Source organism: Arthrobacter sp. AB6, assembly GCF_031844545.1.
Lineage (GTDB): Bacteria > Actinomycetota > Actinomycetes > Actinomycetales > Micrococcaceae > Arthrobacter.
Genome location: NZ_JAUZVL010000018.1, coordinates 51,071 through 76,186, shown reverse-complemented (window position 1 = coordinate 76,186; position 25,116 = coordinate 51,071). Strand labels below are relative to the sequence as shown.

25 protein-coding genes are annotated in these 25,116 nt (G+C 60.6%); 19 read left to right on the top strand and 6 right to left on the bottom strand.

Annotation, left to right across the window (positions count from 1 at the left end; translation table 11 throughout):
* Nucleotides 1-148: 148 nt before the first annotated feature.
* The 6 genes from Q9R30_RS14225 (at nucleotide 149) to Q9R30_RS14200 (ending at nucleotide 5,863) form a co-directional block, all read left to right on the top strand.
* Nucleotides 149-1,033, top strand: a complete 885-nt coding sequence (locus Q9R30_RS14225) for an arginase family protein (RefSeq protein WP_311217966.1) — start codon at nucleotides 149-151, stop codon at nucleotides 1,031-1,033.
* A 27-nt stretch (nucleotides 1,034-1,060) separates the two neighbouring features.
* A complete protein-coding gene (locus Q9R30_RS14220; RefSeq protein WP_311217965.1) occupies nucleotides 1,061-2,446 on the top strand; it encodes an MFS transporter in 1,386 nt (461 codons plus the stop codon).
* Between the two features lie 163 nt (nucleotides 2,447-2,609).
* Nucleotides 2,610-3,077, top strand: a complete 468-nt coding sequence (locus tag Q9R30_RS14215; protein ID WP_311217964.1) for an Lrp/AsnC family transcriptional regulator — start codon at nucleotides 2,610-2,612, stop codon at nucleotides 3,075-3,077.
* A gap of 30 nt (nucleotides 3,078-3,107) precedes the next feature.
* Nucleotides 3,108-4,325, top strand: coding sequence for an aminotransferase class I/II-fold pyridoxal phosphate-dependent enzyme (locus tag Q9R30_RS14210; protein WP_311217963.1), 1,218 nt, complete (start codon nucleotides 3,108-3,110; stop codon nucleotides 4,323-4,325).
* Between the two features lie 334 nt (nucleotides 4,326-4,659).
* Nucleotides 4,660-5,571: a pyridoxal 5'-phosphate synthase lyase subunit PdxS gene (pdxS, locus tag Q9R30_RS14205; protein WP_311217962.1), complete on the top strand. Its 912-nt coding sequence runs from the start codon at nucleotides 4,660-4,662 to the stop codon at nucleotides 5,569-5,571.
* Nucleotides 5,572-5,575: 4 nt separating this feature from the next.
* Nucleotides 5,576-5,863 (top strand): hypothetical protein, encoded by a 288-nt coding sequence (locus Q9R30_RS14200; protein WP_311217961.1) that lies wholly within the window; start codon nucleotides 5,576-5,578, stop codon nucleotides 5,861-5,863.
* Nucleotides 5,864-6,363: 500 nt separating this feature from the next.
* Here the strand turns inward: Q9R30_RS14200 and Q9R30_RS19365 are convergent, their stop codons facing one another.
* Entirely contained in the window at nucleotides 6,364-6,699 is a 336-nt protein-coding gene (locus Q9R30_RS19365) for a hypothetical protein (protein WP_396136728.1), read from the bottom strand.
* Nucleotides 6,700-6,917: 218 nt separating this feature from the next.
* Nucleotides 6,918-7,133 (bottom strand): hypothetical protein, encoded by a 216-nt coding sequence (locus Q9R30_RS14195; RefSeq protein WP_311217960.1) that lies wholly within the window; start codon nucleotides 7,131-7,133, stop codon nucleotides 6,918-6,920.
* Nucleotides 7,134-7,754: 621 nt separating this feature from the next.
* Here Q9R30_RS14195 and Q9R30_RS14190 point away from each other — a divergent pair.
* The gene (locus tag Q9R30_RS14190; protein WP_311217959.1) at nucleotides 7,755-8,660 is read left to right on the top strand and encodes an IS982 family transposase; all 906 of its coding nucleotides are present in this window, start codon (nucleotides 7,755-7,757) and stop codon (nucleotides 8,658-8,660) included.
* A gap of 103 nt (nucleotides 8,661-8,763) precedes the next feature.
* Here the strand turns inward: Q9R30_RS14190 and Q9R30_RS14185 are convergent, their stop codons facing one another.
* Entirely contained in the window at nucleotides 8,764-9,741 is a 978-nt protein-coding gene (locus Q9R30_RS14185; RefSeq protein WP_311217958.1) for a GlxA family transcriptional regulator, read from the bottom strand.
* Nucleotides 9,742-9,900: 159 nt separating this feature from the next.
* On the bottom strand, nucleotides 9,901-10,539 hold the full coding sequence (locus tag Q9R30_RS14180) for an HD domain-containing protein (RefSeq protein ID WP_311217957.1): 639 nt from the start codon (nucleotides 10,537-10,539) through the stop codon (nucleotides 9,901-9,903).
* Nucleotides 10,540-10,821: 282 nt separating this feature from the next.
* On the opposite strand from Q9R30_RS14180, the gene Q9R30_RS14175 reads away from it, so the two are divergent.
* From Q9R30_RS14175 to Q9R30_RS14125, 11 genes are all read left to right on the top strand, one after another.
* The gene (locus Q9R30_RS14175) at nucleotides 10,822-12,015 is read left to right on the top strand and encodes an ABC transporter substrate-binding protein (RefSeq protein ID WP_311217956.1); all 1,194 of its coding nucleotides are present in this window, start codon (nucleotides 10,822-10,824) and stop codon (nucleotides 12,013-12,015) included.
* Nucleotides 12,012-13,001, top strand: coding sequence for an amino acid ABC transporter permease (locus tag Q9R30_RS14170; protein ID WP_311217955.1), 990 nt, complete (start codon nucleotides 12,012-12,014; stop codon nucleotides 12,999-13,001). Before Q9R30_RS14175 ends, Q9R30_RS14170 begins: the two co-directional genes overlap by 4 nt.
* Nucleotides 12,998-13,810, top strand: coding sequence for an amino acid ABC transporter ATP-binding protein (locus Q9R30_RS14165; protein WP_311217954.1), 813 nt, complete (start codon nucleotides 12,998-13,000; stop codon nucleotides 13,808-13,810). The genes Q9R30_RS14170 and Q9R30_RS14165 overlap by 4 nt, the downstream gene beginning before the upstream one ends.
* Nucleotides 13,811-13,908: 98 nt before the next feature.
* The gene (locus Q9R30_RS14160) at nucleotides 13,909-14,781 is read left to right on the top strand and encodes a LysR family transcriptional regulator ArgP (protein WP_311217953.1); all 873 of its coding nucleotides are present in this window, start codon (nucleotides 13,909-13,911) and stop codon (nucleotides 14,779-14,781) included.
* Between the two features lie 103 nt (nucleotides 14,782-14,884).
* Nucleotides 14,885-15,616 carry a phenylalanine--tRNA ligase beta subunit-related protein gene (locus tag Q9R30_RS14155; RefSeq protein WP_311217952.1) on the top strand — a complete coding sequence of 244 codons (732 nt, stop codon included), beginning with the start codon at nucleotides 14,885-14,887 and terminating at the stop codon, nucleotides 15,614-15,616.
* 51 nt (nucleotides 15,617-15,667) lie between these two features.
* Entirely contained in the window at nucleotides 15,668-16,549 is an 882-nt protein-coding gene (locus Q9R30_RS14150) for an EamA family transporter (RefSeq protein ID WP_311217951.1), read from the top strand.
* 43 nt (nucleotides 16,550-16,592) lie between these two features.
* Complete coding sequence (locus Q9R30_RS14145) at nucleotides 16,593-16,892, top strand: hypothetical protein (protein ID WP_311217950.1); 300 nt, start codon at nucleotides 16,593-16,595, stop codon at nucleotides 16,890-16,892.
* Nucleotides 16,889-17,806, top strand: coding sequence for a pyridoxal 5'-phosphate synthase lyase subunit PdxS (gene pdxS / locus Q9R30_RS14140; RefSeq protein ID WP_311217949.1), 918 nt, complete (start codon nucleotides 16,889-16,891; stop codon nucleotides 17,804-17,806). Before Q9R30_RS14145 ends, pdxS (Q9R30_RS14140) begins: the two co-directional genes overlap by 4 nt.
* Nucleotides 17,807-18,047: 241 nt before the next feature.
* Nucleotides 18,048-19,094, top strand: a complete 1,047-nt coding sequence (locus Q9R30_RS14135; RefSeq protein WP_311217948.1) for a homoserine dehydrogenase — start codon at nucleotides 18,048-18,050, stop codon at nucleotides 19,092-19,094.
* On the top strand, nucleotides 19,087-20,502 hold the full coding sequence (locus Q9R30_RS14130; protein ID WP_311217947.1) for an aldehyde dehydrogenase family protein: 1,416 nt from the start codon (nucleotides 19,087-19,089) through the stop codon (nucleotides 20,500-20,502). Before Q9R30_RS14135 ends, Q9R30_RS14130 begins: the two co-directional genes overlap by 8 nt.
* Complete coding sequence (locus tag Q9R30_RS14125; protein WP_311217946.1) at nucleotides 20,499-21,875, top strand: aspartate ammonia-lyase; 1,377 nt, start codon at nucleotides 20,499-20,501, stop codon at nucleotides 21,873-21,875. The genes Q9R30_RS14130 and Q9R30_RS14125 overlap by 4 nt, the downstream gene beginning before the upstream one ends.
* Nucleotides 21,876-21,990: 115 nt before the next feature.
* Here Q9R30_RS14125 and Q9R30_RS14120 read toward each other — a convergent pair whose 3' ends face one another.
* Nucleotides 21,991-22,446, bottom strand: a complete 456-nt coding sequence (locus Q9R30_RS14120; protein ID WP_311217945.1) for an Lrp/AsnC family transcriptional regulator — start codon at nucleotides 22,444-22,446, stop codon at nucleotides 21,991-21,993.
* A complete protein-coding gene (locus Q9R30_RS14115; protein ID WP_311217944.1) occupies nucleotides 22,427-23,371 on the bottom strand; it encodes a LysR family transcriptional regulator in 945 nt (314 codons plus the stop codon). The genes Q9R30_RS14120 and Q9R30_RS14115 overlap by 20 nt, the downstream gene beginning before the upstream one ends.
* A 176-nt stretch (nucleotides 23,372-23,547) precedes the next feature.
* Between Q9R30_RS14115 and Q9R30_RS14110 the strand changes: the two genes are divergently transcribed.
* On the top strand, nucleotides 23,548-25,098 hold the full coding sequence (locus Q9R30_RS14110; RefSeq protein WP_311217943.1) for an amino acid permease: 1,551 nt from the start codon (nucleotides 23,548-23,550) through the stop codon (nucleotides 25,096-25,098).
* The last annotated feature ends 18 nt before the right edge of the window (nucleotides 25,099-25,116 follow it).

Sequence of the window (25,116 nt, the reverse complement as noted above, 5' to 3'; positions counted from 1 at the left end):
AATGCCTCCTTATGGCTCAGATCACCATCGACAGCACGGTGATCTTTCACACATCTTTTCACCATTTCGTCGATGGTTGTTTTCTGCGGGTCCATCCAGACTTTTTCTAGGCAACACGCCCAAGAGAAGTTGAGTTAAGGAGTTCCCCATGGCAGCAAGATCAACCCGGACATTCGAGATCCTGGGAGTGCCCTTCGACGGGGCGGCTACCCTCGGTTGGCCCGGTGCCCGGTACGCGCCAGCGAAAATTCGCGAGGCTCTTGGGTGGATCACTATGAGGACAGAGAAAGGTCTGGTGTACTCGCTCGAAACGGGTCAACTCCACACCGCCCCGACCATCGTCGATGGCGGCGATGCCAACGTAATCCCACACGATCTCGAGGCAACACTCACCAACACATCGGAAGCTATCGCAGATATTATCCGAAACAACAAGGCGCCGATCATTCTCGGCGGAGACGACAGCACCCTGTTCTCAGGGAGCAAGGGAGTGCACGACGCGACTAACGGAACCATGGCCATCATCCACTTTGACGCCCACTTGGACGTTATGGATGAAAACGAAGCCCAGGGCACCCATAGCCAGTCCAGCGGGATGCGGCGCAGCCTGGAACTTCCCCGGGCCTCGGCCGACCATTCCATTCAAGTCGGCCTAAGGCACTTTAATTTCCCTAGTTCCCAGGCATATGTCAGCACCGCCGGCCCGGCCCAAATCACCGCCTACGAATTTGACTCACTGGGAACCGACGCAGCGGTTGAAACGATCCTCCAGCGCATCTCCGGTGCGGACACCGTCTTTCTCAGCTTTGATATCGACGCAGTGGATCCCGCCCACGCACCTGGTGCAGGGGCCCACGAGCCCGGCGGGCTGACATCCCGCCATGCCATCGACACCATCAGGGCCCTCGCTCCGCACTGCGACGCTCTGGCCGTCACAGAAGTCAATCCCCTCACCGACCATCGCGACATGACATCCAACCTCGCCGCATACCTGGTCTACTACTTCGCCACCTTCGGCGCCGAAACGCTCTAAGCCCCAACTCAGAGAAGTGACAAACCAATGACAACCTCCCCCTCAGCCGCGGCATCTGCCCGGCCCATTGATCCCCAGGTCATGAAGCGGGCCGTCCGCGGCACCTTCGTTGGCAATCTCATGGAATGGTACGACGTAGGCGTCTTCGGCTACCTGATCGTCACCATGGGCCCGGTATTCCTCCCGGACGCCTCACCAGCGGCTCAAGTCCTGTTCATGCTGGGCGCTTTCGCCAGCACCTATGTGTTCCGCCCGCTGGGTGGCATCTTCTTCGGCTGGCTCGGTGACCGTATCGGACGCCAAAGAGTCCTCTTCATCACCTTGAGCATGGTCGTACTCGCTACTTTCACCATCGGGCTTCTCCCGGGATACGCCACGATCGGGATGACCGCCGTCGTACTACTGGTCCTGCTCAAGGTCCTTCAGGGGTTCTCCGCCGGTGGAGAATTGACCGGTGCCCTGACATTCATCGCCGAACACGCGCCGGACAAACGCCGTGGCTTCTTCTGCGCTTTCCTGGACGCCGGCAGTTTCCTCGGCTTCTCTGCCGGAGCAACAGTCGTCACCCTGATGCAGCTCGGCTTTGGCCAGCAGGCAATGCAGGACGGACTCTGGCGAATCCCGTTCCTTATCGCCGGGCCCATCGGTCTGGCCGCCATCTACATGCGCCTCAAAGTCGAGGAATCGCCGCTCTTTGCAGAACTCCACGAACAGCGCGTAGCAGGCCTCCGCAAACCATCGAACCCCCTATCGACTCTGCGCGCCAACTGGCTGCCTATGCTCCAGACCGTGATTCTGGTAGCAGCGGCGAACACCGCTGGCTACGCGTTCACGTCTTACATGCCGACCTACCTGGCCGGGCTCGGCAATTTGGACGCCATCTCCAGCAACCTTCTCGGCGTGCCCGTCCTGATCCTCATGGCCCTGTCGATGCCGTTTATCGGCATGCTCTCGGACCGGGTGGGCAGGAAGCCCGTCTTGTGGGTGGGCTCGATCTGGACAGTGCTCTGCAGCGTACCGGCATTCATGCTGTTGAGCTCAGGAAACATCCCGCTCGTTGTTTGCGGCCTCGTCCTGATCGGCATCCCCGTGGCCCTCTACATGGGTGCCTTGGCGGCAACCCTCCCAGCACTCTTTCCCACTGATCAACGGAACTCAGCTCTTGGCATGTCCTACAACGTATCGGTGGCCGTCTTCGGCGGTACCGCCCCCATCATCATCGAGTCGATTATTCGCAGCACCGGAAGCCACCTTGCCGCAGGGTTCTACCTCGCCGTCATGGCCCTCCTCGGCATCATCGCAGTCAAAGGCATCAAGGAGTCTGCGGGCAAGCCGCTACTGCAGAGCCACGACGCCCCCATACTGCCGGCCCAGGGAACGACGGTCCCCAACCGGGCCACGACTCAGTTGTAAACAGGCTTCGACGCCCTCGAGCCCTGGCTACGAAAGCGCCCCCTGGCCGCGAGGACCTGAAAAGGCACCTCCCGGCCGGGGCGCCGAACTGCTCCGGACACAACAAACCGCCAGACCAACACAGCGGTCGGCAAAAGCACTAACAGGACAGGGGTGGTGCCGCATGGCTCGCAAATTAGATCTGGTAGACCTGCAAATTCTAAGGATTCTCGAGGATGAAGGAAGGATTTCAACCGAAATTCTGGCTGCACGAACAGGGGTGGACCAAACGCAGTGCGAAGAACGGATCTTCAAACTGGAACTGGAGGGCCACATCGGCGGCTACACCATCATCCGCAATTACCCGGATGCAGAAGCCCGTCCTCTCTCGGCGGTTCTCAGGATTCTTCAAACCGCCGGGCGCACCGGTCATGATCTGCAGCGCAGCATGGAGTCCATTCCGGAAATAACAACTGCCGAGGCCGTCGTGAAGGACCGTAGCATCCTGGTACGGCTACAGGTCCCTGATCTTGACCGCCTGGAGAAAATAACTGCCTTCTTCCAGGCGCAGTCCTCAGTGGTGTCCTTCGAAGTAGCAACAACCCAACCACTCTTCAGCCACCGTCCTGTACCCCAAATCATCGGTCACTGACGGAGGCGTCGCCCGAAAGGAACTCCAACAATGAAGCGAAACCCCAACAAACACAACCGGGCCACTGTTCACGACTCAACCTGGGCAGTCCACGGTGGGAACAATATTGACAAAGGCACCGGCGCCCTCCGAACCCCCTTGATCATGGCCAACTCCTACCTGCTGCCGGAAGACCCCTCCGCCATGGACTGGTCAAGCGTGGACAGGGGACTTGTCTACACGCGAAACGCCGGCGCCAACCAGGTGGCGCTGGAAAACAAGCTCGCCGCCATGGAAGGCGCCGAAGAAGCGGCAGCCTTCGCCACGGGCGTGGCAGCGTTGCACGGCGTCTTCTTCAGCCTCCTGAAGTCCGGGGACCACGTCGTCGTTTCCAACGTCACCTACGAAGCCGTGTACCGCCTGTTCGGCGAACTCCTCCCCGAAAAGTACGGCATCGAAGCTACCTTCGTCGATGCCGACGACCTTGACGCAGTACGGGCTGCCGTGCGCCCAACCACGAAGCTGATCCACGCCGAAACCATCGCCAACCCGACCACCAAGGTCGCCAATGTTGCAGCCCTTGCCGGCATCGCCCAGGATACCGGCGTCCTGCTGACCATCGACGCCACGTTCACCCCGGCACCCTTCTACCGACCGCTCGAAGACGGTGCCGATCTGGTCATCCACTCCCTCACCAAGTACATCAACGGCCACGGCGACGCCATGGGCGGGGTCGTCGTCGGACGAAGTGAACTCGTCCAGCACATCAAACATGAGGCTGTTGTCGATGCTGGCGGAGTCATCTCCCCCTTCAACGCCTGGATGATCATGCGCGGGTCCGTTACCTTGCCGCTGCGCCTTAAGCAGCAGTTCTCAGGCGCCGAGAAAGTCGCAGCAGTCCTCGCATCCGAGCCCCGCATCGCCTACGTGCTGTACCCGGGACTGCCATCGCACCCCCAGCACGAGCTCGCCACTAAACAGTTCGGGGGCCGCGGATACGGCGGTGTGCTCGCGTTCGCCGTCGAAGGAGACTCAGACACCCAGAACCGCTTCGTCAAAAACCTGCAGGTCATTACCTCCGCAGTCTCGCTCGGCCACGACGAAACCCTGATCGTACACGTCGGCCCTGGGGCGCGACTAGGTTCAGAGAGCTATCCAGCCTCGTTCAACAAGTATGGTCACTTGCGCCTGTCGATAGGCCTTGAGGATGCGGAAGACCTCATCGACGACATCCTCAATGCTCTGGACGCGACATTCGGCCAACAGTAATCAGCACAAGGATTCTGAACCCTGGGATGGTCGCTTCTAGCGCCCATCCCAGGCTGACTCCAGACGACGCTTGGCGCGCCGGAATTTGGTCCCCGCCCCATCGACACAGCCACGCCACGGGGAAGCGCTGGGCATGGCCAACACCAGGAAAACCCCAGATGGCCTTCCGGTATCCGCCTTTAATCCTATAGCTGCCGCTGCACTGGTCATGATTCTGCACAGAGAAAACGGGCCATCCAACACTTCACCCCTTCTTGGCGGTGGAATGAGGGGAAAATGCGCGTACCCGCCCTCTACCCAATTCATATTTCAACTCCCGGATAGGAATCGCTTCATGCCCATAATGAAAACCACAGTCCCTGCAAAAGAGACGGGTTCCAACCGGGTGAAGCGGGGCATGGCTGAGATGCTCAAGGGCGGCGTCATCATGGACGTCGTCAATGTCGAACAGGCCCGCATCGCCGAAGACGCCGGTGCTGTTGCTGTGATGGCGCTGGAACGCGTTCCGGCCGATATCCGTGCCCAGGGCGGCGTGTCCCGCATGTCCGATCCGGACATGATCGAGAAGATCATCGACGCCGTGTCCATTCCGGTCATGGCCAAGGCCAGGATCGGCCATTTCGTTGAGGCCCAAATCCTGCAGTCCCTGGGCGTGGACTACATTGACGAGTCCGAGGTCCTGACCCCGGCTGACTACGTCAACCACATTGACAAGTGGAACTTCACCGTTCCGTTCGTCTGCGGTGCCACCAACGTCGGTGAGGCGCTGCGCCGTATCAACGAGGGTGCGGCCATGATCCGCTCCAAGGGCGAGGCCGGCACCGGTGACGTGTCCAACGCCACCGGGCACATGCGCCAGATCCGCTCTGAAATCGCCAAGCTCGCCGCCCTGCCCGAGGACGAACTCTACGTCGCGGCCAAGGAACTGCAGGCCCCGTACGAACTGGTCAAGGAAGTCGCCGCTGCCGGCAAGCTTCCGGTGGTGCTGTTCACCGCCGGCGGCATCGCCACCCCGGCCGACGCCGCCATGATGATGCAGCTCGGCGCCGACGGCGTATTCGTCGGCTCCGGCATCTTCAAGTCCGGCAACCCCGCCCAGCGCGCGGCCGCCGTCGTTAAGGCCACCACCTTCTACGACGACCCGGACGTCATCGCCAAGGCCTCCCGCGGCCTCGGCGAAGCCATGGTCGGCATCAACGTCGACGAAATCCCCCAGCCCCACCGCCTCGCCCAACGCGGCTGGTAAACACGTGACACAGCGGAAAAGGCATGAACCCATCGTCCCCTCGTTCCATGACAAGGGCGACGAGCTCCCCTTCCATCAGTGGGGACAGCTTGAAGAAGGCCACAACGTCATCGTCCAGCGGGACGGCGGAACCCTGCTAACAGGGGTAGTGGATGACCGAACCCACGATGCCTCCGTCTTCTGGGTTTGGCTTGATGGAGGCCGAGGCCGCGTCGCAATTTACGCGCAGGAGGGCACCACCGTCTGGGTGCCCTCAGGGAAACCCGAATCAGCTACAGGAGAGCCCGGCTGAGGACGGGCTCGAACAGCAGTACTGATGCCCAGCCGCTACATTCAAGACCATGTCGAGTGGCGGGCCAGGACAACCACAAGTTTTTAGGAACACATGGAACCCCTTCCCCAACACAGACGGCAATACTTGGGCGAAAACCGCCCTGATCGGCAGCGGGCAGACGTCATCTTTTACGACCCGATTTCATCCCAAGTCAACGCTGGGCTAACGCGACAACGCCTTCCGAAAGGTAGCAAGATCGCTGCGGAGAAGAAAACGCTGCCCCGAAATTTATCCAGGGGCAAGCCAAGGACGCGTGCGGAAGCCATTGAGACCGTCGTCCAAGATCTGGAACGCTTATCTCGAAGGCGCAATTGCAAAAATTGTCAGGAATGATCAACGAGCCCGGTGGAAGGGAATGATGGCTAGTTATGCAACCCGCACTTTGCTAACCCTCCGTTGAAGGAAACTGGTCAATCTCCTGATATTGGCCGGTAGGCGTACTGGGTCTCGATCGGGCACTAACTGCGCTGGTTCCTCAATGACTCCATGACCACCGCGGCGGCTGCGAGGTCTTGGGGGGGAAGTCCTTTCAGGGCTGCGCCTAAAACTTCCCCCGTCCGCCCGCCACGGTGTCCTTCCGAGCTGTCAGCAGAGGCAAGGGCAGCTAATCGGACAATCATGGGGGACAGACCCAGTGCAGTCGCGAGATTATCCAGTATTTCGGGTTTTGATGCCCGTGGAGGCGTGGCCGCTGCCATGCGCCGGACTGTTGCCTCGGAGAGCCCGGCCCGCTGGGCGATCAAGGTGTAACCCTCGCCGGTGCTTTCCCTGTGCCTGCGGATCAGCTCGGCCAAAGTTATGTGACTAGTCAATGAGCTACACCCGTTCTGCTGGTCGATGTGCCAGCCTCGTGCAATAAGCTCTGGCTCTCAGAGGCAGGCTTCGCCGCTCAAAGGCATTCCTCCCCGAGTTCTCTCCAGCCACTGTCGCTTCCACTGCGCCGGAAGACCTAAGCCCTTTCTCCAGGGTTGTCATCCACAATCCATGAGCAGTCGGCTCCGTACTGGTGAAGTCACCATGCATGTACCTCCCTGGTGAGACCGAATGGCACAGTCTGGCTGATGGAGACGCGGGAGCGTCCTGGTGCTACATGGGTAACCAGGATGCCATGAAGCCCCTCAGCAACAGCTTGTTCCCGGTACATGGTGACAACACGGTCTAACTCGCCTTCCAGCAGGGACCGGGTCCCAGCGGTGACGGTTACCGCCTCATAGGGGTCGTCGCTCATGGTCTTCTTCCTTACTGTTTTATTGTCGCCAATGTAGGGACGGGTGACTAGTTCATGCGGGTGCGCGGATAGGCGCACCCGGGCATCACGCTTCCGGCGGTGCCGCGGATAACACGCCGTAGCCCACCGATAACAATGGCGGCTGTGGCGCCTGTGCTTGGTCCCGGGTACGACTACTACTTTCCTGCCCAGCCCTGTCAGTCTCCTATGGCTAATTTGGCCATCCTTGATGGCGAAACGACCAAAGACGCTCACATGCACTCCGTGGCGATGCCACGTTTTTCTTAACCATCAGCGCCTCGACTCTTTCCGCGGCAAGTAGCTGTGGCGCCCCTGTGGCTTGGTTACTTCCCGCTGTCTGCCGCGTAGCGATCCCAGGATCGGGTGCCTGCTTTCCGGTGCTGCTGCTGGCCAGGAAGGTAATCAGGCGTGTGCCAAGGACGTGGGGTTGATCCACTGCGTCGCCGTTCGCGGGCTCTTGCTGAGGTTGACGTGGTGGCGGGCGGGCCGAGTGACCCTCTAGATGAGTAAGTCCTAATCGGGCTTGTTGCAGAGCAGACCCCCGGTGCCGCTTGCGCCGGGGGTCTGTTAATTGCTGGCGGAGGGTGTTAAACCCTTGGTGTGAACAATGAACTCAACACCCTCCTGACCACACTCTATGTCTTCCTGACCGACCGTGTCCTGCCCGACTTGGGTCATAACCGGGACCGCCGCCCAGGCCGAAAGGTCCAGCTCGATGATGCCGAACTGCTGTGCCTTGTCGTGGCCCAGCACCTGCTGCACGGATCATCCTCAGAAACCCGCTGGATTCGCTATGCCAGAGCGCATCTGCGCGGTCACTTCCCGCAGATTCCGCACCAGTCCGGCTACAACAAGCGCGGCCGGGCGGCAGGACCGCTGATCTCCGCGGTCATCACCGCCCTGGCCCGGGACACCGAGTCCTGGCACGAGATCCTGCGCCTTCTCGACTCCACTCCGCTGCCTTGCGGCATGTCGCGGGAAACGGTCAAACGCTCCGACTTGTCCGGCCACGCCGGCTACGGGTACTGTGCCTCGCACTCGCGCTTCTTCTGGGGATTCCGGCTTTACCTGATCAGCACCCCGGAAGGCATGCCAGTGATCTGGGGACTGGCAAACCCCAAACTCGGGGAACGCGAAGTCACCCAGGCGCTGCTAGAACGCGAGCACCGGCTGATCCATGCCGGGCAAGTCATCCTCGGCGACAAAGGCTTTGCCGGCCGCGATTTCGAACGGTTCGTCACCGAAGACCTCGGTGCCACGCTGATCCGTCCTGACCGCAAAGACGAAAAACCCCGGTTCGGCCGATTCGGCGGAATCCGTCAATGGATAGAGTCCGTCTTCGACACCCTCAAAGGCCAGCTTGGCCTTGAACACCACGGCGGACGGACCCTCGAGGGCGTCTACGCACGAGTCGCTTCAAAACTCCTCGCACTCGCGGCGGGGATCTGGCACAACTGGCACACCAACACCAGACGCAAACGCTCCCTAACCGCCTACGACCACTAAAACCCCCAAAACCATTGGGAATTAATCATCTAGTGGCCAACTCAAGGTAATACGGGCCCCTGCGGTTTCTGCAGGCGCAGTGGTTTCCGTTGCTCGGGGTGGACTACGAGGAAACTTCTGTGCTGTTCACGGTTGAGTGAAACCGGGCTCGGTAGTCGCTTGGTGAGATGCGCATGCGCTGGTGAAAGATCCGACGCATGGACTCAGAGCTGCCGAAGCCGGACGCTTTTGCGGTCCTGGTGATGCTGTGACCTGCTGCAAGGAGGGCCTTTGCATGGTCGATGCGTATTTGTTCGACGAACTTACTGGGGGTTGTGTTGAGTTCGGAGGCAAAGAGTCTTGCTATCTGTCGTGAGCTGAGCCCGACTAAAGTTTCCAACGCTTGGGCGTCATAGTCCAGGTCGGGCCTGGCGCAGATAAGCTCGACGACTTTTCGCAGTGGCTGATGGTTAGGTGCCTTGATGGACAGAGGCGCCGAGAACTGGGATTGCCCTCCTGGCCGTTGCATAAAAAGGACGAGATTCCGGGCGACTTCCCTGGCGACATCGCCTCCCTGATCTCCTTCAACTAGTGCAAGGGCCAGATCGATGCCTGCTGAGACACCGGCGGATGTGTATACCCTGCCGTCGGTTATAAATAGGGCATCAGCTTTCACGTGGACATCAGGGTGGGATTTGGCCAACAGCGGGGCATGCTGCCAATGAGTAGTTGCCTGACGCTGTTCCAGCAGGCCCGCCGCTGCGAGCACAAAGGCGCCGGTGCAGATGGCCACCAACCGCCGGACCCCGCTGTGAAGGAGTTGGACAGCCTGGACAAGTTCCCCGGGTATAGGCCTGGTCGGAAGATCGTCGCTCCCTGGCACTATGAGGGTGTCCAGTTCAACCAACTCATCGATATCACCCTCCGCTTGCAGCGGGAGTCCGATGGAGGTCCTGACCGGCCCGCCGGAGGGAGAAAAATACCGCAGCGAGTAGTTGCCTCCGAACTTGTTAGCCTCCGCGAACACTTCTGCCGGTCCGCAAACATCCAGCAATTTGACGCCGTCATACACCAGGAAGGCGACTGTTAGGGGACGGTCCACAGCGCTCCTTCCGAGGGTGCTTGAAGCTTGCCTGTGCTCGGGTCGCGTCAAGGCACGGTAATCAATAATACTTTGGTGGTTGACCGGCCACCGACAGCGCCGCTGCGTCAGGCAGCGGTGATGTCGGCTAAATGGGCTAAGTCCTTGGTCAGGATGTCGTTACTCCGGCCAGGCGTTGTTCTGGATGATGTCGACGAAGTTTTCGCGCGGAAATGACGCATCGAAATGCGCGAGAACGTCGTCGTTCATGGTCCCGAATGTTGTCTCGGGGCGGTCACGCATGCCCTCATAGAACGCCTGCAGGATTGTTTGTTTGAAATTTGGCCGGGGATGGGCTGCTACCACTTCTTCACGGGCCCGGGCGGTGATGCGGTCCAGATTCAGGCCTAGAACGTCTGTCTCGACACCAAGAGTGACAACAGCGGTTTCCGGTGCAAGGTGGAGAGGAATTTCGGGTGTTGTGTGCAAGGCGATGCCCAGCCACACAGCGCGGGCGTCCTGGTCGGAGCGGCCGTGTTCCCGGAGGAAGTTGTAAGCCACGTCCGCGCCGTCGACTTCAAAACGTTGGTTGCTGGTCCGGTATTTGTTTGTGAGACCAAGGTCGTGAAATAACCCGCCCACATAGGCAAGTTCGGGATCTACGTCACGGCCCAAAGCCTGAATCTGCAATGTTCCCCATAAAAAGACCCGCCGGGAATGGCTGAAGATGGCCTCGTCAGCTGCTTCAGCTGCCAACGCTGTAGCTTCCCGTACCAATTCGGTGTCCGGGATTGTGATGCCTGCAATTTTTTCCGTCATGTGTTTTCTCCTGGGGCTCTATAGAGGTCAGTTTTCATCGTGTCCTCTCCCAAACCGCATCGGAACTGTCCAGAAGGACGACTTGCCCACAGATTCAGACATCTGAGTCGGGAAGGGCCAGCGCTCCCATTAGGCCATCCTTAATCCTCGTTTTGGAAATGGGTCGTTGGTCTTTGTTTTTGTGATCCATAGCATTATCTCCATCGCTCAGCCTGACCAGGTGGAGCATGTGGCTGACCCTGGGCAAAGAGTCGATCCTCTTTCTGCATCCAGCCCCTATAGATGTGTTACCTGCCGGGCCCGGCAGGCAACAACGTCGAATCCTTGGCCCTGGACACGGCCTGGGAAGAACAGGTCGGCGGGCCCTCTCAAACCCTGCCGCTTAGCGGGATCAGATATCCGTGCAGCAGATCCTTTCGCGACAATCATCGGCAGCACAAATCAGGAGGCACAATGTCGGAATCGACCAACCTATCCGTGACCCAGCCAACCAACCGGAAGCAGGCCCGTTTTAGCGCTGCTCCCCCAGCCCCTGAAAGGCATCGAACCAAATCCCTGGCAAAAGGAGCGGCAATCCTGACTGCCTGCGTGCTGGCACTGTCGGCCTGCACCGGCGCGGCCGGGACGGCCGTGAGCGGGCCTTCCTCCGCTGGATCCCCTACAGCAAGCTTTGATCCCGCCAGCGTCAAGACAGATGAGTCCCTCGCCTCTCAACTGCCGGCAGCCATCAAATCTAAGGGCACCCTTGTCATCGGATCCGACACTACGTACGCTCCCGCCGAGTTCCTCGGCGGCTCAGACAACCGGACCCCGATGGGCTACGGGATAGATCTGGCAAAGGCAATCGGCGCCACCCTTGGCCTGAAAGTAGAGGTTCAGACGGCGGAGTTCACCGGAATCCTGCCCGCCTTGGGCCCCAAATACGATCTTGGCATCAGCTCCTTCAGCATCACCAATGAGCGCCTCGAGGCAGTGAATTTTGTCAGCTACCTCCAAGCCGGCACGACCTGGGCAGTTCAAAAGGGCAATCCAAAAAACTTCTCACCCGATGACGTATGCGGCAAATCCGTCGGAGTCCAAACTGGAACAACCCAAGAAGACCCGGACCTCAAAGAACGCAATGACGAATGCGTAAAAGCAGGCAAACAACCGGTCAACGTTGTCACCCTGAAGAACCAGACCGATGTCACGACACGCCTGGTCAACGGAAGCATCGACGCGATGGTGGCCGAATCAACTCTGGTCGGATACGCCATCCAGCAGACCAATGGCGCTGTAGAGAAAGCCGGCGAGGTATACAACACCTCACCCGTGGGTATCGCTGTACCGAAGAACGACCCGGCACTGGCCGAACTCGTCCAGAAAGTGGTCACGAAACTGATCGCAGACGGAACGTACAAGACCATCCTTGAATCCTGGAACAACTCTGACGGGGCCATCACAAACCCCGAAGTCAATCCCGCCGTCACATCATGAGCGTCATCACCAGCAACCCGGAAAATACAATGACGACGGAGTCCCCTGAGCTCATCAAAGCGGTACCGGTGCGGCATCCGGGACGCTGGGTGGGAGCAGGCGCCATCCTCGTCATCGGTGCCCTCGCACTCCAAAGCCTGGCCACCAATCCCAATTTCCACTGGGAAACATTCGCCCTCTACGTTCTGGACGTAAACGTCGTCCGCGGGGTCGGCTGGACCCTCCTGCTCACCGTGCTCTCCATGGCGATCGCGGTCACCCTTGCCGTGCTGCTGGCCTTCATGCGCCAGTCGGAAAACCCCATCTTCCGCTGGTCAAGCTGGTTCTGGGTCTGGTTTTTCCGCGGGACCCCGGTCTACACCCAGCTGATCTTTTGGGGACTGGTCGCCGTCCTCTACCCGAAAATTGTCGTCGGGATCCCGTTCGGACCAGAGGTTCTGACCCTGACCACCCAGGACCTGCTTAGCGCCTTTTGGGCGGCGGTCCTGGGCCTTGCGTTGAACGAATCAGCCTACCTCGCCGAAATCTTCCGCGCAGGACTGAAATCCGTGGACAAGGGCCAGATCGAAGCAGCAGAGGCCCTGGGCATGCGCGGCACGAGAATCATGTGGCGCATTATCCTTCCGCAAGCCATGCGCGTCATTGTTCCCCCCACTGGCAACGAAACCATTGGCATGCTCAAGACCACATCTCTGGTCCTTGCCGTACCGTTCACCCTCGACCTGACCTTTGTCACGAACACCCTGGCCAACCGAAGCTACCTCCCGATTCCCCTGCTCATCGTGGCGGCGTTCTGGTACCTCGTTGTCACAAGCATCCTCATGGTCGGGCAGCATTTCATCGAACAGCACTACGGAAAGGGCATCGACGGAACAACCCGATTGGCGGCCATACCTGCAGCCCTGAACCAGGCTGGGGCAAGCGCCGAACCGGTGACCGCCAAGGCAACCGGCACAAGCCCGACGATTGAGGAGAGCGGCCGATGAGCACTGCAACCCACTCCCAGCCCCCTGCCGCCGCTGGCAGGCCGGGCACAAATGACCTTGTGCGGATCGAAGGCGTCCACAAGTATTTTGGTAACCACCATGTTCTGGGCGGTGTTGACATGACCGTCAAACAAGGCGAAGTCGCGGTGCTCATCGGCCCTTCAGGGTCGGGAAAGTCCACACTGCTGCGGTGCATCAACCATCTTGAAACCATCAGCGCCGGCCGCATTTGGGTTAACGATGAACTTATCGGCTACACAGAAAAAGACGGCAAGCTTCATGACTTGAACCCCAGGGGGATAGCCCGGCAGCGCCGGAACATCGGCATGGTGTTTCAGCGGTTCAACCTCTTTGGCCACAAGACCGTCCTTGAGAACATCGTCGAGGCACCGGTCCAGGTGAAGGGACAGCCGAAAAAGCGTGCCGAGCAACGTGCCCAGGAACTGCTGGAGCGGGTAGGACTTGCCCATCGTGCCAGCTACTATCCGGCCCAACTCTCCGGCGGCCAACAACAGCGGGTCGCCATCGCCAGGGCACTTGCCATGGACCCCGACCTGATGCTTTTCGACGAACCGACCTCAGCGCTCGATCCCGAACTGGTTGGCGACGTGCTGGATGTAATGAAGGACCTCGCCACAACAGGCATGACCATGATTGTCGTGACCCATGAAATTGGCTTCGCCAGGGAAGTCGGGGACACCCTCACCTTTATGGATGGCGGCGTCGTCATCGAATCCGGCAACCCGCGCGACGTCATCGCCGATCCGCAGCACCAGCGCACGAAAGGCTTTTTGAGCAAGGTCCTGTAGCCAGTTGATGCGCGTCGCAGCGTGGCGCGGACGGTAAGGGAAGGGCAGTCCGCGCCACCACCGAACCGGCAGAGGAGCAGGTCATTAACGTTTACATCATGAACTTCGAACACTTACGGGCACTAAGTGCCATCGTCGATACGGGGTTGTTCGAGGCAGCCGCCGACCTCCTCGGCGTTACCCCTTCGGCAGTCAGCCAGAGGATCAAGGCTCTGGAAAAGTCCGTAGGACAGGTTCTTGTGCGCCGTACCCTGCCGAGCAGCCCAACCGATGCCGGTGCGGTGGTGCTGCGCATGGCACGGCAGGTGCAGACCCTCGAAGCAGACGTTATGGAGGACCTGGGCGGGGGCGCCGCAAACCGCGGCGTCGTGTCCGTAGCCCTTAACGCAGATTCCCTGGCGACGTGGTTTACCCCGGTCCTGTACGAAGCGGCAGGCTGGGGCGACACGGAATTGGACTTGCAGGTCCAGGACCATGACCACAGCAGCCACCTGCTCCGCCAGGGTGTTGTCGTCGGCGCAGTGACCGCTGATCCCAGGCCAATCGGTGGATGCCGTGCAGAACCTCTGGGCGTCATACGGTACACCCCCGCAGCCTCCCCTGACTTGCTTCAACGCTTTGACACCGACGAGGGCATCAACTGGTCCAAGATGCCCATGCTCCGGTTCGGCCCAGACGACGATATGCAGCATCAACTCCTCCGCTCACGGGGTGTCGGGCAGTTCCCTCCAATGCACACGATCCCGTCCTCAGAGGGTTTTCTGGAAGCCGTCCATGCCGGGCTTGGATGGGGCATGCTTCCGCAGATACAACTTCAGGAAGACCCACGTCAGGGCGTCCTTGTTTCCCTTGAACCGCAGTTGCATCATGACGTGCTGCTCTATTGGCAATGCTGGTCGCTGTCCTCCGTGCGCCTCGAACGGATCACCCATGCAGTCCGTCACGCCAGCAGCAGGCTCCTGCAGATCTGAGACCGGCAACTTCCATACTGCACTAAAAGTGCAGTATGATGCATTAGTGATGTGTTAACCGGTACGCGATGGGGCCGCGCACCAAGCCAGCGGAAGAGAGACCATGCCCAAGACAAGCCACCTTCAGGAAATCCTTCAAGGCAGTTGCGTGGATGCGGGTGTCAGTGATCTGCGGCCCGACTACCGCGCCATGCTGCTCGCCGTTGATGGGCTCCTTCCCGGGCCGAGCGATGCGGCCAGTGACGCTTTGCTGGAGCAGGCTGAAGCATCCGCCCGGCTCGCTTTGAATGAACATCATAAGGTCGAAGCCTTGCCTCATGTTGCTGCCTGGCGTGCGGCCTATTTGGCGTTCGGAGCCAAACCGAACCGCACCCGCAACAGCCTGGAAGCATTACTTCGCCGCGCCGCTACCGGTTTGCCGAGAGTGAACCGTTTGACCGACATCTACAACGCAATCTCCGTCCTTCACCAGATTCCGCTCGGCGGCGAAGACCTTGCCCGCTACAGCGGCCCGCCGCGCCTTATCCGTGCCACAGGCCAGGAACCCTTCGACACCGCCGCCAACGGCGAAACCGTCATCGAGTACCCCGACCAAGGCGAAGTGATCTGGTGTGACGAGGACGGGGTGACCTGTCGACGGTGGAACTGGCGCCAAGGGCGCCGGACACAACTTCGGGATAAAACCACCACCGCGTTGTTCATTTTGGATGCATTGGATCCTGTCAGCACCGACGCCCTCCACGCCGCAACCGATGAGCTCTCCGCCCACCTCACCAGGCTCGGCCCGGACATCAGCATCACCAAACACCTCCTCGACAACACCACTTCGACGTGAACCCTCTTGCGGTGACGCACGCAGTGGCGGCCAAGGAAAAGGGCACCCGTTATGACGAACTCTACAAAAACCTCGATCCCACCCTGGGCGTTGACCGTGGCCGCCATGTTCATCATGCAGCTGGGTTCCGCCCTCTCAGCAGGCCTGATCCCGGCCTTGGGGCCGGTCGGGACAGCTTGGCTGAGACTTAGCATGGCGGCCCTCATCCTGCTCGTGCTGGCCCGTCCCCCATTGAAGTCCCTGCGACTTCGCGACGCGCCGGCCGTGATCGGGCTGGGAGTCGCAACCGGGTTAATGTCAGTGACATTCCTCGCAGCCATGGAACGCCTCCCACTGGGCATAGCAGTTGCAATCGAATTCCTGGGTCCCCTGAGCGTTGCCGCACTGCGGGGGCATGGCGTGCGCTCATTGATCCTGCCGGCAACAGCATTGGCCGGTATTCTTCTCCTCACCGAACCGTGGGCAGGAACCGTCGACCTGATTGGTGTGGGCTTTGCCGTCCTCGGCGCCCTGGGATGGGCTGCCTACATACTGCTCACCCAACGGGTCGGGGATCGGTTCAGCGGAATCGGGGCCCTCGGCCTGACAATCCCCGTCGCTGCCATCGTCACGGCACCCTTTGGCATACCGCAGGCTTTCGGGCACATCACTTGGGAAGTAATAGCCGTTGCCGCAGGACTGGCCGTCCTGGTACCTGTCCTGCCCTACATCTGTGAAATGCTGGCTTTGCGCCAGATGACACACACGGCCTTCGGAACGCTCATGGCACTCGAACCTGCCATAGCTCTAACCCTCGGCATGGTCGTCCTGCACCAGCTTCCATCGGCCATGCAAATCCTTGGGCTACTGCTCGTCGTCGTCGCAGGGGCAGCGGCACAACGCGGCGGACGCCGACACCCTGCTCCGCACCCAGATTTCACCCTCATCAAATAGCATCCGCCGGCATCCTTGCCAAGATCTTTGAAGAAGCGCAGAAATGACACCCCAACAGCCTCAGGGCTTCAGCCTGACCCCATCCCACCTGGCGTCACACAAGAAGGACGGCTTCATCCGGCCAGCGCGACTCTCCGACCTGACCCCGGGAACCCAAATCCGGGCCCTCCAGGGCGCAACGGTTTGCCACACGGGGCCCGTGACAGACCTCCTGCCGGAGCTGGGCCTCGTGTGGATCTTCGACGAACAATCACGAACCCGCAGAATCATTGAAACGCACGAATATACGATCATTGCCCTCCTGGACACGGATGGCACCCTGGATTTGGAGGACAACCCATGAGCATCCCATCGCCGACAACACCAACCCAGACCGTGAACACGGGCAGCAGCCGGGTGAAGCGGGGCATGGCTGAGATGCTCAAGGGCGGCGTCATCATGGACGTCGTCAATGTCGAACAGGCTCGCATCGCCGAAGACGCCGGTGCTGTTGCTGTGATGGCGCTGGAGCGCGTTCCGGCTGATATCCGTGCCCAGGGCGGCGTGTCCCGGATGTCGGATCCGGACATGATCGAGAAGATCATCGACGCCGTGTCCATTCCGGTCATGGCCAAGGCCCGGATCGGCCATTTCGTGGAGGCCCAGGTCCTGCAGTCCCTGGGCGTGGACTACATTGACGAGTCCGAGGTCCTGACCCCGGCTGACTACGTCAACCACATTGACAAGTGGAACTTCACCGTTCCGTTCGTCTGCGGTGCCACCAACGTCGGTGAGGCGCTGCGCCGTATCAACGAGGGTGCTGCGATGATCCGTTCCAAGGGCGAGGCCGGCACCGGTGACGTGTCCAACGCCACCGGGCACATGCGCCAGATCCGCTCGGAGATCGCCAAGCTTGCAGCCCTGCCCGAGGACGAGCTGTACGTCGCGGCCAAGGAACTGCAGGCCCCGTACGAACTGGTCAAGGAAGTTGCCGCTGCCGGCAAGCTCCCGGTGGTGCTGTTCACCGCCGGCGGCATCGCCACCCCGGCGGATGCCGCCATGATGATGCAGCTCGGCGCTGACGGCGTGTTCGTCGGCTCCGGCATCTTCAAGTCCGGCAACCCGGCCCAGCGCGCGGCCGCCGTCGTTAAGGCCACCACCTTCTTTGACGACCCGGACGTCATCGCCAAGGCCTCCCGCGGCCTGGGCGAAGCCATGGTCGGCATCAACGTCGACGAAATCCCCCAGCCCCACCGCCTCGCCCAACGCGGCTGGTAACCAGCCCAGGAGCAGAACCCAACGACGGCGTCTGCCACCTTCCGTAGGTGGCAGACGCCGTCGTTTTTTGTAAGTTCGGCAGTCATTCGCCCCTGGTTGCGCCAGGAATGACGATCGGGGCCTCCTCACCGCACTTTTGGTCGATTTGTCAGCCCAAGCAAGCGCTTTGCTTCTACATAACTGACACTCCGCGGCTCAAGGCTTAAGGGACAGGAAATTTAGCCCCAACCAAGGAGATTCAATGACTACGTACAACTTGGCCCTGATCGGCTTCGGAGGCGTCAACCGCGCACTGGCCGAACTGGTTCGAGATGAACCGCAGCGCTTTGCTGCTCTCGGTTTCGAGCTTCGTGTCGTGGCCATCACTGACCTTGCGTTTGGCTCGCTCGTGCAGGGCGACGGCATTGACCTTGCTGCCGTCCTGGCGATGCCTCGCGGGTTGTCCTTCGAGGGATTGCCGGGCGGCAGCAGCGATCCCCGCAACGAGGAAATCATCAAGAACAGCCCGGCCGACATCGTCGTCGAAGCAACCTTTACCAGCCCGGTCGACGGGGAACCTGCCGTTTCACATGTGAAGTGGGCCATCGAATCGGGCAAGCACGTCGTCACCACCAATAAGGGGCCAGTGGCGCTCTATGGCCAGACCTTGACCCAACTGGCCGCCAGCAACGGTGTGCGCTTCGAGTATGAAGGGTCCGTCATGAGCGGCACCCCCGTTATCCGCCTGGCACACAAAATGCTCGGAGGCCTGGAACTGAACAGCGTCCAAGGAATCCTCAACGGAACAAGCAACTACGTCCTTGGCAGGATGGAAGCCGGGCTTCGCCTGGACGAGGCTATTGCCGAAGCCCAGGACCGCGGGTACGCCGAAGCGGATCCCACTGCCGACATCGGCGGCTCCGACGTACGCCTGAAAGTTGCCATCCTGGCCAATGAACTGCTGGGTGCGAACCTGCACCCCAACGAGGTGGAGACCACCGGAATTCAGGACATCACCAGCGACGACGTGGCCCAGGCCTTGGCGAACGGATCACGCTGGAAGCTTATCGGTGAGGCCCGCCGCGGCGAGGACGGCCGAGTTGTGGCAACAGTCCAACCCATCGCCCTTCCCGCTGACCACCCGCTGGCAGGCATCTCCGGCGCGACCAACGCCGTTTCCTTCAGCACGGACCTCCTGGGAGCTGTCACCGTGTCGGGTCCCGGCGCCGGCCGCGTCGAAACCGCTTACGCCCTTATTTCCGATATCACCGCCGTCCACGAGTTCACCAAGGGAGCCGTCCGTGCCTGAAACAGCAACCGCCACGAAAGCGGCCACTACGACTACTACTTATCTAGTGGTGCGCAACAAGTACGATGGCACGGTCCTGGCGACCCTGCCCCAGTGCACAGAATCCGACGTCCAGGTGGAGCTCATTCGTGCCGCTTCGGCCGCACCGGCGGCGGCAGCAACGCCGCGCCACGAACGCGGCAGGATCCTGGACACCGCCGCTGAGCTGCTTCAGCAGCGCGCGGAGCAGGCCGCAGGCCTGATCGTGTCCGAGGCCGGCAAAACCATCAGGCAGGCACGCAAAGAGGTCTCCAGGGCGGTCAATACTCTCAAGCTTTCAGCGGCAGAGACACGCCGCAACGTTGGGGAAGTTGTGCCATTTGACTCCTTCGCGGGATCCGAAAACCGCCAAGGCTGGTTTACCCGGGAGCCGCTGGGGCTCATTGCGGCGATAACCCCCTACAACGACGCCCTGAACCTCGTAACCCACAAAATCGGGCCGGCGATTGCCGGTGGCAACACCGTCATCCTCAAGCCGTCCCAGCTGACACCGCTGACGGCTATCTTCCTCGTGGACCTCCTGCGGGAAGCCGGACTCCCCGCCGATTTCCTCACCGTCGTACTGGGCGACCGCACGGTCGCCCAGACCATCATTTCGTCCCGCCTTGTCCGCATGGTGTCATTCACGGGCGGTTTCTCCACCGGCCGGGCCATTGCCGCCAACGCTGGTATCAAGCGCCTGTCCATGGAGCTCGGCGGCAACGCACCCGTCATCGTCTTTGACGACGCCGACATTCCGGCCGCCGTCGAGGCCAGCGTGTCCGGTTCTTTCTGGGCAGCGGGACAAAACTGCATCGGCGCCCAGCGGATTTTGGTCCAGCGGCCTGTTTTCGATGTGTTCCTCGATGCGTTCGTAAGCCAAACAGCAGCCTTGAAAACGGGTGATCCCCGCAACGAACAAACTGACGTGGGGCCGATGATCAGCGACGCATCGGCAGCCGAGGCCAAGCGAAAAATCGATGACGCGATCACCGCCGGAGCGCAGCTGCTGACAGGTGGCGCCTTGGAAGGATCAGTCCTGACTCCGGCTGTTCTTACCGGGGTCCCCCGCAGCTGTGAAGCCTGGAGTGAGGAACTGTTTGCCCCCGTAGTACTCCTCGAGCCCTTTGACTCGCCCCAGGAAGCCATAGAGCTGGCTAACGACAGCGAGTACGCCCTGCAGGCAGGGGTATTCACCAAGGACCTGACCCGCGCCCTGGACACTGCCAAAGCGATCGACGCCGGCGGAGTGATGATCAATGATTCATCCGACTACCGTCTCGATGCCATGCCGTTCGGAGGGTCCAAATACGGCAGCATGGGCCGGGAAGGTGTCCGGTTCGCGTACGAGGAGATGACCCAGCCCAAAGTCATCGCGATCGCCTCATGAGCACTGGCGTGAGAATCGAGCGGGACAGCCTAGGGGCACTGGCGGTCCCTAAGTCAGCCCTGTGGGGCATCCACACCGAACGGGCGATCCTGAACTTTCCCATCAGCGGCATTCAACTGGGCACCCACCGGCACCTCGTGCGCGCCCTTGCCTACGTGAAGAAAGCTGCTGCTTTGACCAACACCGAGCTGGGACTGATCCCTGCCGAGGTCGGCCACGCCATTGCCGAAGCCTGCGACAAGGTCGCGGCAGGTGACGTCGACGACGCTTTCCGGGTCGACGTTATCCAAGGCGGGGCGGGGACTTCGACGAACATGAACGCCAACGAAGTGATCGCCAACCTTGCCCTCCGGGTATTGGGCCAGCAGCCGGGTTCCTATGACGTCGTGGATCCCATCGGCCACGTCAATAAGTGCCAGTCCACCAATGACGTTTACCCAACCGCTGTACGGCTGGCACTTGTCTTCGCCCTGGAGGATCTCCTGGAGCGTCTGGCGCTCCTTTCGGCCTCCTTTGCCGGCCGTGGACAGGTCTTTGCATCCATTCCCAAGATCGGCCGCACCCAGTTGCAGGACGCTGTCCCGATGACCCTCGGACAGGAGTTCACCGCGTTTTCGGTCACGCTGGATGAGGACCAGCGGCGGCTGCGTGAGGCCGCTGACTTACTGCTCGAATGCAGTCTTGGTGCCACGGCGATCGGCACGGGGATCACGGCTGATCCCCTGTATCTGGACCGGGTTATCGACAAGCTCTCCACCGTGAGCGGGGTCAAATTGTCCCGCGCGCATGACTTCGTAGAAGCCACCTGGGACACCGGCGCATTCATGACGTTCTCCGGAGCACTGAAGCGCACAGCAGTGAAACTATCAAAAATCTGCAGCGACCTGCGCCTGCTTTCCAGCGGCCCGCAAACCGGGCTGGGAGAGATCCGACTGCCCCCGCGGCAGGCGGGCTCCTCAATCATGCCCGGCAAGGTCAATCCGGTCATGCCAGAGGTTGTCAATCAGATAGCGTTCTTCGTTGCCGGCGCAGACGTGACGGTCACAATGGCCGCCGAGAACGGGCAGCTGCAGTTGAACGCCTTCGAACCTGCCATCGCACACGCACTGCTCCAGTCGCTATCCTGGCTGACTAATGGGTGCGATGTGCTGCGCGAACTGTGTGTTGACGGAATCGAGGCAAACGAAGAATTGCTGCGTTCCCGTGCACGGGCGTCAACGGCGCAGGCCACCGCGTTGCTGCCCGTGCTGGGCTACGCCGTGGCAGCGGACATTGCCCACCGGGCCCTCGTCTCCGGGCAGACTGTCCTGGACATCGCCCTCAGTGAGGGACTGATCGGACAAGAACAAGTCGATGCGCTCATAAGCGCATAGCCCAGGCCCGACCAGCCTGCGACAATCCGGCGTTGCGAAGCCACAAGGGCCCGCAACGCCGGACCCTTTTAACCCTGCCTCATCCCGAACGGGGCGGCAGGAAAAGCCGGTGTAATCAGCGGGGCAGTTGCCTGTCTATGACGGTAGACAACGACAAGGCGGTGGTGATGTCCCTGACGCCGGGAAATTCAGAAACCTGATGCCAGATCTGCTGGATCCTTGCCGCGTCAGGAGCCTCTATCCTGACGACGAGATCCAGCTCACCGCTGACCACATCACACGTTGTCACCTCCGGGATGGCCCGGAGACCTGCAATAACGTCACTGCCCCGCATACGGTCATGACGCTGAACGAGGAGGACAGCGTTAACGGTAGGGGTCCCTTCCCCGGCGGACTCCTTGATGGTGTAGCCATGGATGTAGCCGTCGCGTTCCAGCCGCTCAACCCGTTGCCGGACGGCGTTACGGGAAAGCAGGACCCGCTCCCCCAGCTGGGCAAGGCTGATCCGGGCATTACGCCGCAGTTCAGCCAAAATCTGCGCGTCAATCTCGTCACGGGGACTCTTGGGCACGGTTATTCCTGTCTTCAGAGGCTTTAATATGCGATTGAGCGATTGAGCGCAATGCGTCAACAACAACAGCAACAGCCCTGTGCACGACACGCTCAGGCCTGATCAGCATGTCCACGTGCCGAACGGTCTGCAACCCTTCCAACGGACGCAGGACAACATTCCAGGAATCCGGGATGTGGACTGTGTGCCTTGGCAGCAATGCCAGATGCCCGCCCTCAGACACCATCGCCGCGGCTGTGCTGAAGTCATTGATCCGGTGCATAACCCGCATGGGATGACCGGCAGCAGCAGCCACCGCATCAAGCATGTCAGCCGGCGAGAAACCTGCCTGGGTTGAGATCCACGTGTTTCCGACGAGATCCGAGGGCGTTAGTACACGCTTTAGGGCAAGATCATGGGATGCGTGCATGGCAATGTCCATAGGTTCACGCAAAAGCGACAACACGGCCAACCGGTCTCTGGGCCAAGGCGGTGTATGGCTCATCCTGTGGCCGATGACAATGTCGTACCTCGCTGTCAGCGCCGGAAACGAAACCCGGTCCACGTCTTCATCGAAGCATTCAACCTCCGGGAACCCTTCAGAGTGCTCCAAAGCCGCAAGGCCAGGGAAAAACGTCACAGCTGCACTGTGAAAAGCACTTACGTGAACAGTCCTATCGATACCTCCAACGAAGTCATCAACAGTAGCCTCTGCCCGGGATATCGCTTCCGACACTGCAATGGCAGCCACCGCCAAGGCCTTGCCCGCATCCGTCAGCTCCACCGACCGCCCACGCTTCTGCGTCAACGGGGCTTTGAACTTTCGCTGGAGAACAGCCAGAGACTGCGAAACTGCTGATGGACTTACCCCAAGGGCCTGAGCAGTAGCGGCAACACTGCCGTGATCCCCGAGTTCGCGCAAAACACTCAGCTGATATGGATCCATAAGTCACACCTTAATCGTCGCTTCTAATATAGCCCATTGGCATGCCGGTTTTTCCTACCTACCATTGACACGAATCACAGCCGCCGCTCCCAAAATCGTGAGGCCGGAGGTTCTTTGGCAGGGATCCACGGATCGACAAGTCCCGGATCGCGCCAATACCGATTCATATCGAAAGCATGTCCAACGGATCTTTTGGGCGAGCATGGGATGTTCCCGTGCCCTGGCCCTCACTGCCTTACGCCGCGGATGCCGTGGAGGCAGTGCCACCTGGCATCAGGCCAGGCAACAGCAAGGAAGTTTCTCAGATGTCTACAGTTCGCCACGTCCTTTTTCGCAGGACAACCCCGGGAATGCAGCCCTCCCCGGAGCAACCCGCTCTCACCCGCAGTATGGGAACCTTCCAACTTTCCATGCTGGGCATCGGGGCCACCGTCGGAACAGGGATTTTCATCGTTCTTTCACAGGCCGTCCCGGTGGCCGGACCAGCGGTGATCTGGTCATTTGTCATCGCAGCCGTAGTGGCCGGTCTTACCGCCCTCTGCTACGCCGAAATGGCAAGTGCCATCCCCGCCTCCGGCTCCTCATACTCGTATGCGTACGCAACGCTGGGCGAATTGCCGGCCCTCGGCGTGGGGGCCTGCCTTCTGCTGGAATACGGAGTCTCGGCAGCAGCTGTGGCCGTGGGATGGTCCGAGTACCTGAATCAGGCTCTGGACAATCTCTTCGGGATCCGCATCCCTGATGCCCTGTCCAGCGCACCTGAGGCCGGTGGCGCCGTGAATCTTCCTGCCATCATCCTTGTGGGTATGTGCACGCTTCTTCTGATCCGCGGGGTCAGTGAATCAGCAAAAGCCAACGCAGCAATGGTCCTAATCAAGCTGGCTGTGCTGGTGATGTTTATCGTCGTCGGCGTGACCGGCTGGAACCAGGATCATTTTTCCAACTTTGCCCCCATGGGCATCGCCGGCATCACGGGCGCCGCTGGCATCATTTTCTTCTCCTATATCGGCATTGATGCCGTTTCCACGGCGGGTAACGAGGCGAAAAACCCGGCCCGCACGATGCCCATGGCAATCCTCATCACGCTCAGCGTGGTCACAGTCCTGTACATGGCTGTCGCGGTCGTGGCTATCGGCGCGCAGGACACACAGTCATTCGAAGGACAAGAAGCCGGACTGGCTGCCATCCTGCAGAGCGTGACGGGCGCAAGCTGGCCCGGAACGGTACTCGCGCTGGCCGCCATCGTGTCCATCTTCAGCGTGACCCTGGTCATCCTGTACGGCCAAACCCGCATCTTTTTTGCTATGAGTGCCGACGGACTGGTGCCCCCGGTATTCTCCCGAATCAATCCGCGGACCCGCACTCCCATCGCTGGAACACTGATTACCGGTACGGCCGTGGCCGTATTGGCCGGGCTGCTGCCGATCAACTTTCTTGCCGAGATGACCAGCATCGGAACGCTCGTCGCCTTCATCGTCGTGTCCTTGGCGGTCATCATCAGGCGCACCCAGTCACCAGAGCAGCCCGCGCCGTTCAAGGTCCCGCTCTATCCTGTCGTGCCGGTGCTTTCCATCCTGGGCTGCGTTTGGCTCATCAAGGACCTGCGTCCTGCCACCCTGATCGCCTTCGTCCTGTGGATGCTGCTGGCCGCCGGGTTCTATTTCACCTATTCCATCCGCCACTCGAAGCTACAAAAGCGGGTCGAAGAACCGGCGCTCGTTTCATAACGGGTGGACACCTGATCG